The 13,937-nt window shown below is 63.3% G+C and carries 16 protein-coding genes; 11 read left to right on the forward strand and 5 right to left on the reverse strand.

The genetic code is table 11. From position 1 onward, the window contains the following. The first annotated feature begins 5 nt into the window (after nucleotides 1–5). From B0E55_RS11760 to B0E55_RS11785, 6 genes are all read left to right on the forward strand, one after another. The gene (locus tag B0E55_RS11760; protein ID WP_020969221.1) at nucleotides 6–431 is read left to right on the forward strand and encodes an HAD-IA family hydrolase; all 426 of its coding nucleotides are present in this window, start codon (nucleotides 6–8) and stop codon (nucleotides 429–431) included. After that, entirely contained in the window at nucleotides 425–1,834 is a 1,410-nt protein-coding gene (locus B0E55_RS11765; protein ID WP_020969222.1) for a WS/DGAT/MGAT family O-acyltransferase, read from the forward strand. Before B0E55_RS11760 ends, B0E55_RS11765 begins: the two co-directional genes overlap by 7 nt. Before the next feature lie 23 nt (nucleotides 1,835–1,857). Continuing rightward, complete coding sequence (locus B0E55_RS11770; RefSeq protein ID WP_020969223.1) at nucleotides 1,858–2,358, forward strand: DUF6912 family protein; 501 nt, start codon at nucleotides 1,858–1,860, stop codon at nucleotides 2,356–2,358. A 92-nt stretch (nucleotides 2,359–2,450) separates the two neighbouring features. Continuing rightward, nucleotides 2,451–3,569, forward strand: coding sequence for a ferredoxin reductase (locus tag B0E55_RS11775; RefSeq protein WP_003940928.1), 1,119 nt, complete (start codon nucleotides 2,451–2,453; stop codon nucleotides 3,567–3,569). 24 nt (nucleotides 3,570–3,593) lie between these two features. Next, the gene (locus B0E55_RS11780) at nucleotides 3,594–4,856 is read left to right on the forward strand and encodes a fatty acid desaturase family protein (RefSeq protein ID WP_020907111.1); all 1,263 of its coding nucleotides are present in this window, start codon (nucleotides 3,594–3,596) and stop codon (nucleotides 4,854–4,856) included. A 138-nt stretch (nucleotides 4,857–4,994) separates the two neighbouring features. Next, nucleotides 4,995–6,236: a fatty acid desaturase family protein gene (locus B0E55_RS11785; RefSeq protein ID WP_019747790.1), complete on the forward strand. Its 1,242-nt coding sequence runs from the start codon at nucleotides 4,995–4,997 to the stop codon at nucleotides 6,234–6,236. A 92-nt stretch (nucleotides 6,237–6,328) separates the two neighbouring features. On the opposite strand, the gene rsgA is transcribed toward B0E55_RS11785, so the two are convergent. Continuing rightward, nucleotides 6,329–7,366: a ribosome small subunit-dependent GTPase A gene (gene rsgA / locus B0E55_RS11790; RefSeq protein WP_007731200.1), complete on the reverse strand. Its 1,038-nt coding sequence runs from the start codon at nucleotides 7,364–7,366 to the stop codon at nucleotides 6,329–6,331. Beyond that, nucleotides 7,315–8,628, reverse strand: a complete 1,314-nt coding sequence (gene aroA, locus B0E55_RS11795) for a 3-phosphoshikimate 1-carboxyvinyltransferase (RefSeq protein WP_020969225.1) — start codon at nucleotides 8,626–8,628, stop codon at nucleotides 7,315–7,317. The genes rsgA and aroA overlap by 52 nt, the downstream gene beginning before the upstream one ends. Before the next feature lie 49 nt (nucleotides 8,629–8,677). Between aroA and B0E55_RS11800 the strand changes: the two genes are divergently transcribed. Next, the gene (locus B0E55_RS11800) at nucleotides 8,678–9,430 is read left to right on the forward strand and encodes an SOS response-associated peptidase (protein ID WP_070386889.1); all 753 of its coding nucleotides are present in this window, start codon (nucleotides 8,678–8,680) and stop codon (nucleotides 9,428–9,430) included. Between the two features lie 3 nt (nucleotides 9,431–9,433). On the opposite strand, the gene B0E55_RS11805 is transcribed toward B0E55_RS11800, so the two are convergent. Both B0E55_RS11805 and ybaK read right to left on the reverse strand, forming a co-directional pair. Beyond that, nucleotides 9,434–10,147, reverse strand: a complete 714-nt coding sequence (locus B0E55_RS11805) for an SIMPL domain-containing protein (protein WP_021332569.1) — start codon at nucleotides 10,145–10,147, stop codon at nucleotides 9,434–9,436. A gap of 24 nt (nucleotides 10,148–10,171) precedes the next feature. Beyond that, complete coding sequence (gene ybaK / locus B0E55_RS11810; protein WP_031330963.1) at nucleotides 10,172–10,666, reverse strand: Cys-tRNA(Pro) deacylase; 495 nt, start codon at nucleotides 10,664–10,666, stop codon at nucleotides 10,172–10,174. Nucleotides 10,667–10,873: 207 nt separating this feature from the next. Here ybaK and B0E55_RS11815 point away from each other — a divergent pair, with 207 nt between their 5' ends. After that, the gene (locus B0E55_RS11815) at nucleotides 10,874–11,572 is read left to right on the forward strand and encodes a sigma-70 family RNA polymerase sigma factor (RefSeq protein ID WP_019747795.1); all 699 of its coding nucleotides are present in this window, start codon (nucleotides 10,874–10,876) and stop codon (nucleotides 11,570–11,572) included. Next, a complete protein-coding gene (gene rsrA, locus B0E55_RS11820; RefSeq protein WP_003940722.1) occupies nucleotides 11,569–11,850 on the forward strand; it encodes a mycothiol system anti-sigma-R factor in 282 nt (93 codons plus the stop codon). The genes B0E55_RS11815 and rsrA overlap by 4 nt, the downstream gene beginning before the upstream one ends. Before the next feature lie 102 nt (nucleotides 11,851–11,952). On the opposite strand, the gene B0E55_RS32635 is transcribed toward rsrA, so the two are convergent. Continuing rightward, complete coding sequence (locus B0E55_RS32635) at nucleotides 11,953–12,027, reverse strand: 50S ribosomal protein bL37 (RefSeq protein ID WP_022597109.1); 75 nt, start codon at nucleotides 12,025–12,027, stop codon at nucleotides 11,953–11,955. A gap of 136 nt (nucleotides 12,028–12,163) precedes the next feature. On the opposite strand from B0E55_RS32635, the gene B0E55_RS11825 reads away from it, so the two are divergent. Together B0E55_RS11825 and B0E55_RS11830 are read left to right on the forward strand one after the other, a co-directional pair. Beyond that, nucleotides 12,164–12,379, forward strand: a complete 216-nt coding sequence (locus B0E55_RS11825) for a biotin/lipoyl-binding carrier protein (protein ID WP_007731208.1) — start codon at nucleotides 12,164–12,166, stop codon at nucleotides 12,377–12,379. An 8-nt stretch (nucleotides 12,380–12,387) separates the two neighbouring features. Continuing rightward, a complete protein-coding gene (locus B0E55_RS11830; protein ID WP_019747797.1) occupies nucleotides 12,388–13,890 on the forward strand; it encodes a sensor histidine kinase in 1,503 nt (500 codons plus the stop codon). Nucleotides 13,891–13,937: the final 47 nt, after the last annotated feature.

Here is a 13,937-nt window from a genome sequence, read left to right on the forward strand (position 1 = left end):
ATGGCGTGCGGGGACTTCTGTTGGATGTCGGTGGCGTGCTGTTCGGTCCGGGATCGGATCTCGACGGCTTGAGCGCGGTCGTGCGCGCGGTGAAGGCCCGCGGAATCGTGACGGGAATCGTCAGCAACGATCCCGGCGGTGCCAATGCTCAGTGGTTGCGGGATCTCGGAGACGGGGTCTTGGTCGACGACGTGATCTTGTCCGGTGATGTCGAGATGGCGAAGCCCGACGCCGAGATCTATCTGTTGGCGGCGAGTCGTTTGGGCGTCGAGCCGGAGGACTTCGTTTTCGTGGATGATCTCGAAATCAACGTCCGGGCGGCGGTGGCAGTCGGGATGGTCGGGGTCCACCACGTCGGCTCGGAATCGACCATCGAGGAGTTGTCGATTCTGTTCGATCTCGGCGAAGGAGGGGACACGAAGCCATGGTGAACAGACTGACGACTCAGGATGCTGCTTTCTACTTCCTCGAAGCCGGGACGACGCCGATGCATGTCGGCTCGTTGGGGATCTTCCGGCAACTGCGAAACGGGATCGATCACGAGGAATTGCTTCGTCTGGTCGAAGAGCGGCTCGGATCGGTTCCGCGTTACCGCCAGCGAGTGCGTGAGGTGGCGTTCGGCCTGGCCCGCCCCGTCTGGGTGGACGACTCGGATTTCGACATCACCTATCACGTACGCCGATCGGCTCTGCCCAAACCAGGTTCCGACGAACAGCTGATGGATCTGATCGCGCGGCTGACGTCGAGACCCCTCGACAGCACGAGGCCGTTGTGGGAGATGTACCTGGTCGAGGGGCTGAGCAGAAACAGATTTGCCATCTTCACGAAGTCTCATTCGTCGTTGGTGGACGGCGAGGCGGCTCCAGAGATCAGTCAGGTGATCTTCGATCCGGAGAAGAATCGAGCGCCAGGCCCCGAAGAATTGTGGATGCCCGCCAGGCCGCCGAGCGATACCAGCCTGTTGGTCAGTGCAATGGCAGATCTCGTGACGAGCCCGGGGGAGGGGATCGCACGGGCGCGTGCAGCGTTCAACGACGTGACCACATCCGTCACCGAGGCTGTGAGTGCACTCGGGAAACTCGCGGAAGTGGTTCGAACGGCGACCCAGGTGGCCCCGTCGAGCCCGCTCAACGCCACCATCTCGCGCAATCGACGCCTTGCGGTGGCCAAGACGTCTCTCGAGGACTATCGACGTATTCGCGCGCGGTACGGGTGCGAGATCAATGACGTGATTCTCACCGTCATCGCAGGTGCGATGCGGAACTGGCTGCTCTCGCGTGGTGAGCCGGTGACCGAGGCGACCATCGTGCGGGCGATGGTGCCCATGTCGGTGTACACGGACGGCCCCGAGAGTCCCGACGTCGACGATCCGCAGGCGCCGGGCCATGTTTCCTCGTTCCTCATCGACCTGCCTGTCGGTGAACCCAACGCGGTTGTTCGGCTCTCTCACGTGGCGCATGCGACGGAGGCATTCGCGCGTCAGGGTCGGCGGGTCACCGCGCAGACGATGGTGCGAATGTCCGGGTTTGCGCCGGCGACGCTGCATGCGATGAGCTCCCGTGCGGCCAGTAGTCTGTCGCAGCGAATGTTCAACTTGATGATCACCAATGCGCCAGGGCCACAGTTCCCGCTCTACCTCGGTGGGGCTCGGATGCTGGAGATGTATCCGGTGTCGCCACTGCTCAAGAATCAGACACTCAGCATCGCCCTGACGTCGTACGACGGAAATGTCTACTACGGTTTGAATGCCGACCGTGACGCGATGTCGGACGTCGACGTCGTTCGTTCGCTGATCTTCGAGTCACTCGAGGAATTGACGGATGCGAGTCGGTGACGAACGAGCATGAAGGTGGTCTCATGAGGGTGTACGTACCGGCGACGGTCGAGATTTTGCAGAAGTTGGTCGCAGATCAGGAGTTCGACCCGATGAGCCGGACGGCTTTTGCGGTCACCCCGACTCTGCGTGAGTCGTACGCGGCGGGCGATGACGACGAGTTGGCCGAGGTCGCCATGGGTGAGGCTGCGCGTGCGTCGCTGCGGCTGATCGCCGGAACGGAGGGTGACGTCACCTTCCGGCGTGCTGTCGTTGCCGCCGACGTCGACGATGCAGATGTGAAGTTGCGTCCCGATCTCGACGATTCTGTAGTTCGATTGGCGGGTCCTGTGACGATGGCTCAGGTTGCATCTGTGCATGTCGACCTCGAACAGGCAGAATCGGACATCGAGCGCGCTGCTGGCATAGTCGACGCGGCGGATCTCGGTGACGCCGATGCCGAGTTCACGCTCGGCGACGCGGAGGACCACGAGTTGGCGTGGTACGCCGCGCAGGAGTTGCCGTTCTTGCTCGACCTGCTGTGAATGTGCTTACCGTGAAGTAACCTACGGTACCGTAACCTGATAACCTACGGTACCGTAGGCAGTGGGTTCGGAAGGTGAGAGGTGGAGGTCTGATGGGTCTGAAGGACTGGATCGAGGCACCGGCAGCGTCGGTAGTTCCGGCAGCGCGGTCGAAGCTCAATCTGCTTCGTGGTGCGGCGGCTCGGCTGACCACACCATTGCTTCCCGACGACTATCTGCACCTCGCAAATCCGTTGTGGTCCGCCCGCGAACTGCGTGGTCAGATCGTCGAAGTCCGGCCTGAGACCACGGATTCGGCGACCATCGTCATCAAGCCGGGTTGGGGATTCGACTTCAACTACCAGCCGGGGCAGTACATCGGCATCGGTCTGCATATCGACGGCCGGTGGCATTGGCGGTCGTACTCACTTACTTCGCCTCCCAACTGGGAGAACAAGCGCATTTCCATCGCGGTCAAGGCCATGCCAGAGGGCTTTCTCTCGAGCCACCTCGTCAGCGGGGCCGTGCCGTCGGGAACCATCGTTCGACTGGCCACGCCTTCGGGTAACTTCGCGTTGCCGGATCCGCCGCCGGAGAAGATCCTGTTCATCACCGCCGGCAGTGGCATCACTCCGGTCATGGGCATGTTGCGGACGATGAACCGGCGCGGTCAATTGCCCGACGTCATGCACATCCACTCGGCTCCGACGGAATCCGACGTGATGTTCGCCGACGAACTCACGGCACTGCACGCCGAGCACGAGGACTTCGTGAGTCACGTTCAGCTCACTCGCCGCGACGGAAAATTCAAACTCAGTTCTCTCGACACGGTCTGCCCCGACTGGCGTGAGCGCCACACCTGGGCGTGCGGACCCCTTCCGTTGCTCGACGAGCTCGAAGACGTCTGGAAGGCGGAAGGCATCGAGGATCGACTCCATATGGAGCGATTCGCGGTTTCACGCATCGACGCCTCGGCGGACGGCGGCACGGTCACGTTCGAGAAGTCGGGTAAGACGATCACCGTCGACGGCGCGACGACGCTTCTGGAAGCCGGCGAGCAGTCCGGCGCCTTGATGCCCTTCGGTTGCCGCATGGGCATCTGCCAGACGTGTGTCGTGCCTCTCGTCGCCGGCCACGCAATCGACCTACGCTCGGGAAAACAGCACGCGGAGGGCGAGCGCATTCAGACGTGCATCTCCGCTGCCGCCGGCGACTGTACGCTGGACGCATAGCTTCTAGGCACACGGAGGACCACGGTGGCCATCACCGATATCAAAGAGTTTTCGCACCTCACCGAGGCCGATGTCGAAGCTCTCGGACGTGAACTCGATCAGATTCGACTCGACATCGAAGACTCTCGTGGAATCCGGGACGCCCGCTACATTCGTCGCGTCATTCGCGTCCAGCGGGCGTTGGAGCTCGGTGGGCGTATCGCGCTGTTCGGCAGTCGGTACCGACCGGCATGGCTGGTCGGCACGACCCTGCTGAGCCTGTCGAAGATCATCGAGAACATGGAGCTCGGGCATAACGTCATGCACGGGCAATGGGACTGGATGAACGATCCCGAGATTCACTCCGTCTCGTGGGAGTGGGATCAGACCGGTCCTTCCGAGCACTGGAAGCGTGCGCACAACTACCAGCACCACACGTACACCAACGTCGTCGGGATGGACGAGGACCTCGGTTTCGGGATCCTGCGTATGACGCGTGACGAGCCGTGGAAGCCGATCAACCTCTTCCAGCCGATCGCCAACGTGATCTTGGCGGCCACGTTCGAGTGGGGCATCGCGCTGCATGACCTCACGGCGGCAGCCGAGTTGGAGGGCGCGGAAAAGGGGCAACTGAACTCGCAGGCGAACAAAGACTTCGCGCGCAAGATCTTTCGTCAGGTGGGCAAGGACTTCATCTTGTTCCCCGCGCTGACGGGGCCGGCGTGGAAGTCGACCATGACGGCCAATGCCACCGCGAATCTCGTGCGCAACCTGTGGGCGTACGTCGTCATCTTCTGTGGTCACTTCCCGGACGGCGCCGAGAAGTTCACCGTTGCCGAATTCGAGCAGGAGACTCGTCACGAGTGGTACCTGCGCCAGATGCTCGGTAGCGCGAACTTCAATTCGGGCAAGCTCATGGGACTCATGAGTGGCAACCTGAGCTACCAGATCGAGCACCACGTCTTCCCTGATCTGCCGAGCAACCGCTACCCAGAAATTGCTGTGAAGATGCGTGCATTGTGCGAGAAGTTCGATCTCCCGTACACCACCGGTTCGCTCTTCAAGCAGTATCTCCTGGCGCTGCGCACGATCCACAAGCTGGCCTTGCCGGACAAGTGGCTGACTGCGACCTCGGATAATGCTCCGGAAACGTCCTCGGAACTACGGTTCCGTGACTCAGGGTTCCGGGACGCAGCCATGGCGATGGTCGAGGACCTGCGTACCGATCCGGTCACCGGCAAGCGCCTCGGATTGTTGACCGCACTCAAGTCGCAGGCGCGTTCTCGCATGCCGAAGCGCCGGAAGTGATATAGGTTACATCGGGAAAAACCTAACCTACGGTGCCGTAAGTTACGCTACAGTAGGTGCAGTTGATCTGAACGATTCGAAGTCATGATCGTTCTGCACTTACTACTTTGCGCCTAACTCACTGCTAGGAGGCTTTCCATGGCGATTGCAGATGTCAAGGAATATGCACATCTCACGGACGCCGACATCGAGGCGCTCGGCCGCGAACTCGACGCGATTCGTCGCGACATCGAGGAGTCGCGCGGCGAAAAGGACGCGCGCTACGTGCGCAACGTCATTCGCCTGCAGCGTTCACTCGAAATCGGCGGCCGCGCAGTGCTTTTCGCCAGCCGTCGCCGTCCGGCGTGGCTCGCCGGAGTTGGCCTGCTGACGCTCTCGAAGATCATCGAGAACATGGAACTCGGGCACAACGTGATGCACGGTCAGTGGGACTGGATGAACGACCCGGAGATCCACTCCACCTCGTGGGAGTGGGACGTCACCGGCCCGTCTGCGCACTGGAAGCAGACCCACAACTACCTGCATCACAAGTACACCAACGTCCTCGGAATGGACGACGACGTCGGATACGGACTCCTGCGCGTCACCCGCGATCAGCGATGGAAGCCCTTCAACGCCGGCAATCTGGTCTACAACACGCTGCTCGCGCTGTTCTTCGAGTACGGCATCGCCGCACAGCACCTCGAGCTCGGCAAGGTGGCCAAGGGCCGCGCCGACAAGGAAGAGACCCAGCGCAAGCTCCGCGAGGTCGGCGAGAAGATCGGCAAGCAGGTCCTGCGCGACTACGTCATCTACCCGGCCATCACCGGCCCGGCGTGGAAGAGCACGTTGTCGGCCAACTTCACCGCCAACACCCTGCGGAACGTGTGGACCAACGCGGTCATCTTCTGCGGTCACTTCCCGGACGGTGCCGAGAAGTTCACCAAGGAAGACATCGACAAGGAAACGCAGGCCCAGTGGTACCTGCGTCAGATGCTCGGTAGCGCCAACATCGAGGGCAGCGCGCTCATGGACTTCATGACGGGCAACCTGAGCTACCAGATCGAGCATCACCTGTTCCCCGATCTGCCCAGCAACCGCTACAAGGACATCGCGGTCACGGTGCGTCAGCTCGCGGACAAGTACGACCTGCCGTACACGACGGGCCCACTTGCCGTGCAGTACGCCAAGTCCTGGCGCACCATCGCCAAGCTGTCGCTGCCCAACAAGTACCTCAAGGACACCGTCGACAATGCGCCCGAGACGGCGTCGGAGCGGATGTTCGACGGCGAACTGACGTCGACTGTCGATCCCGTGACCGGGCGTCGTAACGGTCTCAAGAGCGCCATCGCACGTAAGCGCAAGAGTGGAAAGCTGCGCAGCCTCCTCGGCCTGCGCTGATTTCCCGCCTGCGCTGACCAGACGCAACAAGCGGCCCGACACCATTCGACATGGTGCCGGGCCGCTTTGCTGTTCTAGCCAAGGGGCGTCGCTCAGTACTGATCGTTGGACTTGATCGCTTCCAGCAGTTGTCGCACAGCGACGACGCGTCGAGCGGATTTGCCCTCCAGCAGGTCGAGCTTGCATTCGGGGTCTGCCGGCGGCCCGAGGTGCGTGCATCCGCGCGGGCAATCCTCGATCGCCGCAGCGAGATCCGAGAATGCAGCCACCACGTTCTCGGGCGAGATGTGCGCCAGACCGAACGAACGGATGCCAGGGGTGTCGATCACCCAACCGCCACCGGCGAGGGGGAGTGCCACCGATTGCGTCGATGTGTGCCGGCCCTTGCCGACGCCGGATACGATGCCGACCGCTCGATTGGCATCGGGGACAAGGCGATTGACCAATGTCGATTTTCCGACGCCGGAATGTCCGATCAGGGCGGTCAACTTGTGCTCGAGGATCTGCGTCAGTTCGTCCAGGGGATCGTCGCGACCGGCGACGACCACTTGGATGTCGAGGTCGGCGAAAGTGCTCGCGAATTCCTCGGGTGGTTCGAGGTCGCTCTTGGTCAGGCAGACGATCGGTGTGAGGCCACCCACGTAGGCGGCGACCAGTGCGCGCTCGACAAAACCGGTGCGCGGTGGGGGATCGGCGAGTGCCACGACGATGAGCAACTGCTCCGCGTTCGCGACGACGATGCGTTCGAAGGGATCGGTGTCGTCGGCCGTCCGTCGCAGAACCGTTGAACGCTCGGAGACCCGGACAATGCGGGCGAGGGTGTCGGTTTTGCCGGACAGATCGCCGACGATGTCCACCTGATCGCCGACGACTATGGGGGTTCGGCCAAGTTCGCGGGCACGCATCGTGACGATCAGTCGGTCGGGATCGCCGCCGAGGACGCAACCCCAACGGCCACGATCCTTCGACACCACCATCCCCGATTCGGCCGAGAGATGTTCGGGCCGAGTCTTCGTACGGGGGCGGGATCCGCGGCCGGGACGTACCCGGACGTCGGACTCGTCGTACTGCCGCGGACTCAGAAGCTTGCCTTCGGTGTCGCCGGCGAACTCTCGAGCATGTCGATCCACATGTTCTCGAAGCCGGGCAGTGTCTTGGCTGTGGTTCCGACATCGTCGACGTCGACGCCGTCGACGACCAGGCCGATGATGGCGCCGGCTGTTGCCATGCGGTGGTCGGCATACGAGAGCCATTGTCCGCCATGGAGTTCCGCGGGAACGATCGTCAGGCCGTCGTCGGTTTCGGTGACGGAGCCGCCGAGCTTGTTGATCTCGTCGGCGAGGGCGGCCAGGCGGTCGGTCTCGTGCCCGCGCAGGTGTGCAATACCTCGTAGATGCGAGGTGCCCTCGGCGAGAGCGGCCAGGGCCGCGACGGTGGGGGTCAGCTCTCCCACGTCGTGGAGGTCGATGTCGATGCCGCGCAGTTTCTCCGGGCCGCGAACGGTCAGCACGCCGTCGGCAAGAGTGACGTCGGCGCCCATCGAGGCGAGGATCCCGCGGATCGCGTCGCCGGGCTGCGTCGTCGACGACGGCCACATCGGGACGCTGACGGTTCCGCCGGTAACAGCGGCTGCGGCCAGGAACGGTGTGGCGTTGGAGAGATCGGGTTCGATCGCCCAGTCCACGGCGCGCACCGGCCCCGGTGCCACCCGCCACGTGTCTGCGTCTCCGCCCGTGGCTGGTGTCGTCACGGAGACTCCGGCTTGGCGGAGCATCTCGACGGTCATGTCGATGTGTGGCATGGACGGGACGGGCTTGCCGTCGTGGTGGACGGTGACACCCTCTTCGAAGGCGGCAGCCGAGAGCAGCAGACCGGAGACGAACTGCGACGAACCGGATGCGTCGATGGTGACCGTTCCTCCGCGTAGGGATCCGGTTCCGGTGACGGTGAACGGGAGTGCGTCACCCTCGATCCGAGCGCCGAGACCGCGCAGTGCCTCCAAGATGGTGCCGAGGGGGCGGGTGCGTGCTTGCTCGTCGCCGTCGAAACGGACGATGCCGTCGGCCATCGCGGCGAGCGGCGGCAGGAAGCGCATCACGGTGCCGGCCAGGCCGCAGTCGACCTCGCCGCCGCGCAGGGGCCCAGGGGTGATGCGAAGCGTGGTCGGATCGCCGGCTTCCTCGACGCCGATGCCGAGGTCACGCAGAGCTGCGATCATCAGGTCGGCGTCACGGCTGCGAAGTGCACCGGTGATCGTGGACGGGCCATCCGCAAGTGCGGCAAGAATCAGAGCTCGATTGGTGATGGACTTGGATCCGGGCAGCGTCACCACTGCATCGACGGGTGCTTGGGCCCTCGGGGCGCTCCACAGACTCAGACTCACATGGTCCATCTTCTCTCATCGGTGGGGGAATGGTCGAAACCGTGCCACCCTGGGTGTCATGTGCGGAAGGTATGCGACCACAGCGGACCCGGCCACCCTGGCGGTGGAACTCGATGCGCTCGACGAGACGGACCACTCGGCGCCCGTCGAAGCCGACTACAACGTGGCCCCCACGACCGAGGTGTTGACCGTCGTCGAACGCCACGATCGGGAAAATCCCGACAGCGATCCGACCAAGAGGATTCGGCGGATGCGGTGGGGATTGGTGCCGTCGTGGACCAAGGAGCTGGGCAAAGGCCCGGTCCTGTTCAACGCCCGCGCCGACTCGCTGGCGGAGAAGCCGGCGTTTCGGACCGCCTTCAAGTTCAAGCGTTGCCTGGTCCCCATGGACGGGTGGTACGAGTGGCAGACCGAGGCCACCGGCGGGAAAAAGGCAGCGAAGATTCCTTACTACATGCACCCCGACGACGGATCACGGCTGTTCATGGCGGGCGTGTGGTCTGCCTGGCGGGACCCGAGGGTCGAGAACACGAGCCCCGTCCTGAGCTGCTCGATCGTCACAGTCGACTCTCTCGGTCACCTCGAGCAGGTTCACGACCGCATGCCCCTCGCCCTGCCTCGTGACCGCTGGGAGGCGTGGCTCGACCCCGACAACACCGTCGATTCGGCTCTGCTCGAACCGGTACCGGACCTCTTCGAGCGGATCGACGTCGATCGAGTCCGGCCGCTGGTCAACAGTGTCAAGAACAACGGGCACGAGTTGATCGAGCCGGACGTCGACCGTGCCGGCGAGCAGATCAGCCTGCTCTAGTGGTCAGCCGAGAGCCCAGGTAACGGTCACCTCGAACGAGACCTGCTGGGTTCCCGGGGCGAGAACCATGTCGGACATCGAGGCGTCGGGAGCGCGCATGGTCTGACCGCCACTCGTGTCGTGTGCCTCGGTGATGGTCACGACGTTCTCGAGCGACGTACCGGACAGATCCGCGTACTGCTCGGCACGGTTCTTCGCGTCCTCGAAGGCCCGGGTGCGAGCGTCGGCCAGAAGCTGAGAGTCGTCGTCGATGGCGAAGGCGACGTTGCCGAGCCGTGCCGCGTTTCCGCCCGCCGCGATGCCGGCGTCCAGGACAGAAGAGGCCTTGTCGAGATCGCGCACGACGATTCGTACCGAGTTGGTTGCCCGGTAGCCGGTCACGTTGCCGCCGACGAACGGTCCGCCGCTGGCGTCGTACTGCGGCTGGACGGACAGATCGCTTGTCTGCACGTCCTCGGGGGCCACACCGGCGGCGACTATCGCGTCGATCATCTGACGAGCCTTGTCATTCGCCTCCGAGACCGCTCCCGATACATCCGGGGCAACCACCTCGATGCCGATGTCGGCATTGAGGATGTCCGGCGCCCCGCGGACCTGCCCTGATCCGACTACCGTGACTTCCTTGGCGGCATTGTCCGAACTCCCGCAGGCCGTCAGCGAGACCGTGAGGGCTGCCGCTGCAGCGGTCAGTGCAAGAGTTTTCAGGTGTGGTCGCATGGTGAGACCGTAGCGACCGGATACTCAGCCCGCCGTGATTTGCGCCGTGACCGCGCCACTCAACTGCGCGAGGTCTGTCGGAGCCAGCTCGATCTCGAGCCCGCGTCGACCGGCGCTGCAGAGAATGCGGTCCCAGTCGAGCGCCGACGCATCGATCACGGTCGGCAGTTTCTTGCGTTGGCCGAGCGGTGAGATACCGCCGAAGACGTAGCCGCTCGAGCGCTCGGCTTCGGCGCGATCGGCCATGACGGCTTTGCTTGCACCGAGGGCAGCGGCTGCGGCTTTGAGCGAGAGCTTGTTCGGGACCGGCAGGACCGCGACGGCGAGCTTGCCGGTGTCGAGTTTGACGACCAAGGTCTTGAAGATCTGTGCGGCCTCGACGCCTGTCGACTCTGCCAGTGCAGTGACCGCCTCGTCGCCGAAAGATTCGGCGCGAGGATCGTGGTCGTAGCTGTGAACGCGGTGCGGTGTCTTCGACTTGTCGAGAAGTACGGTCGCAGGGGTCGCTGTTCCGGCCATGAGGAACACCCTATGTGGATCGCCGACAGGTACATCCGACCAGGCCGGGAACAGAGTCGCAGACTCCCGTGTTGGTACCAGTTGATGAAACTTGTCCCGAGAAGCGAAGGAGCGACCGTGCTGGCTGTGTGTGAGCCACCACCGGCCCGTGGGTCGGATCTTCAGTTGGCGGTAACCTTGATCCCTACGGCTAGTGAAGGGATCAGAGTGCTGGAACACGACCGGCCCAAGGACGAACCGTCAGGGGTAACTGAACCTATCGACGGCGCTGTGTCCGAAACGCCCGAAACTGCGGATGAGTTGATTGCCCGGTTCGAGCGCGACGCGCTCCCGCTGCTCGACCAGTTGTACGGCGCTGCCCTGCGCATGACGCGGAATCCGGCTGATGCCGAGGATCTCGTGCAGGAGACGTACGTCAAGGCGTACACCGCTTTCCGTTCGTTCCGTGCCGGTACCAACCTGAAAGCCTGGCTGTACCGGATTCTCACGAACACCTACATCAACTCGTACCGCAAGAAGCAGCGCCAACCCGCGCAGTATCCGACGGACGAGATCACCGACTGGCAGTTGGCTGCCACCGCCGAGCACACCTCGACGGGGCTGCGATCGGCCGAGGTGGAGGCGCTCGACGCGTTGCCTGACGACGACATCAAGGCGGCGCTGCAGTCGCTTCCCGAGGAATTCCGTATGGCCGTGTACTACGCCGATGTCGAAGGATTCCCGTACAAGGAGATCGCGGAGATCATGGGCACACCCATCGGAACGGTGATGTCGCGACTGCACCGTGGTCGCAAGCAATTGCGTGGTCTTTTGGCCGATGTCGCAAAAGACCGGGGATTCAATCGGGACGGCGCGGTCGACACAGCCACAGTCGCAGCCACCGAGACGGAAGGTGTCACACGATGAGTGAGCAGGACGAATTCGAAAGGCTCGACTGCTCGGCAGTCATCGCCGACGTCTGGTTGATGCTCGACGGTGAATGCGACGATTCAAGTCGTGCTCGCTTGCAGCGTCATATCGACGATTGCGGATCGTGCCTCGAGGCCTACGGGATCGAGGAGAAGGTCAAGAGCCTGATCAACCGTAAGTGCGGTGGAGACCACGCGCCGGAAAGCCTGCGTCAGCGGCTCACCGTCGAGTTGCGTCGGACCATCGTCATAACGACTACCGAAACCGACAGCTAGCCCGTCAGCGAAGATCTGAGCGGCAGCAGTCGGAAGGCAGTAACGCCGAGGGGCGGGGAAGCAATGCTTCCCCGCCCCTCGGACGTTTTGTTGCGCTACATGTCAGGCGTTTGGACGCTTGCCATGGTTAGCGGCGTTGCCCTTACGGCTGCGCTTCTTACGACCACGCTTACCCATGATTGGTCTCCCTTCTGTTTCTTTCGCGTCATTGTTTCACGCCGATGCCGGTGTGGTTCCATTGGCAGGTCGATCGAGTGATCCGTCGACGTATTTTCGTGGTCAGAGTGCAGTTCCGACAGAAGTGAGGTTCACGATGGCAGAAGACGTGCGCGCCGAGATGGTTTCGACGGTCTACCAGGTCGTCGTGAGCGAGGGGGACGTCGTTGCGGACGGCGACACCCTGGTCATCCTCGAATCCATGAAGATGGAGATTCCCGTCCTGGCCGAGGTTCCGGGAACGGTGACGACGGTGGGCGTCAAGGTCGGCGACGTGATTCAGCAAGGCGATCTGATCGCCGTGATCTCCTAAGCCGGACGATGTCCACTCTCAGTGACCTCCTCGCCGAACACACCGATCTTCCCGGTGCGGCGGTCGACCATCTCCAGCGCGTCGTGGGGGAGTGGCAACTGCTCGCCGACCTCTCCTTTGCCGACGTTCTCCTATGGGTGGGCACCGAATCGGAGAAGAACCGATCCGAGGGGACCGTCATCTGCGTCGCGCATTGCCGGCCGACAACGGCATCGACGGCTTTTCCGGAGGACGCGGTCGGAACGGTCGTTTCCGAGTCCGAGCACCCGCAGGTTCTTCGCGCTCTCGTCGAGGGCCGCGTCGTGCGCGGGGAAGACGAGACGTGGCGTGAAGGAATGCCGCCGCGTCGGGAAGCCGTTCCGGTGCGTCTGGACGGGCGAGTCATCGCGGTTCTGAGCCGCGACACCAACCTGTCGCACCAGCGAGCGCAGAGTCCGCTCGAGCTCGCGTATCTCGATTGCGCCGAAGACCTGTGTCAGATGATCAGCGACGGAACCTTCCCGATCCGAGAATCGCGCTCCGACACGAACTCGAGCCCACGTGCGGGCGACGGCTTCATCCGTCTCGATACCGAAGGCACCGTCGTCTATGCCAGCCCGAACGCGCTCTCGGCCTATCACCGGATGGGTCTGAGTTCGGATCTGGTGGGCCAAGACCTCGCGGCGTTGACCCGTTCGTTGGTCACCGACCCGTTCGAGTCTCAGGAAGCTGCGGGATACATCCGAGATACGTTGGCGGACAAGCCCGGTCGCCGTATGGAGATCGAGGCGCGCGGGGCGACCGTTCTGCTGCGAGCCCTGGTTCTCAAGCCGGGCGGCCGGCATGTCGGTGCGGCGGTCGTCGTCCGCGACGTCACCGAGGTCAAGCGTCGTGATCGCGCTCTCCTGAGCAAGGACGCAACCATCCGCGAGATTCACCATCGAGTGAAGAACAACCTGCAAACCGTCGCGGCGCTTCTGCGTCTACAGGCCAGGCGAACCGGCAACGACGAAGCGCGACAGGCGTTGACAGAGTCGGTGAGGCGCGTGACGTCCATCGCCCTCGTTCACGACACCTTGTCGATGTCGGTGGACGAAGAGGTGGATCTCGACGAGGTGATCGACCGGTTGGTTCCCATGCTCTCCGATGTCGCGGGAGTGGGTGTGCCGGTGGCGATTCGGCGTGAGGGCAGTTTCGGAGTGTTCTCCGCCGAGCGCGCCACCCCGCTGGTCATGGTGCTGACGGAGTTGGTGCAGAACGCGATCGAGCACGCTTTCGATCCGGGAGTGACCGGCACGGTCACACTCAGCGCCGAGCGTTCTGCGCGCTGGTTGGACGTGATCATCCACGACAACGGGCGCGGCCTGCCGGAGAACTTCGACCTCGAGAAGTCCGATCGGCTCGGACTCCAGATCGTGCGGACTTTGCTGGGCGCCGAACTCGGTGGCTCGCTCGGATTGCACCCGGGAAGCGGTGGCGGCACCGACGCGGTTCTGCGTGTGCCGCTCGGTAGACGCACTGCGCGTTACTGATTCGAGCAGCGTTAGCGATTCGAGCAGACAAAAAGCCCGACACCATG

Source organism: Rhodococcus sp. 66b (assembly GCF_002076325.1).
In the GTDB taxonomy this organism is placed as follows: domain Bacteria; phylum Actinomycetota; class Actinomycetes; order Mycobacteriales; family Mycobacteriaceae; genus Rhodococcus_F; species Rhodococcus_F erythropolis.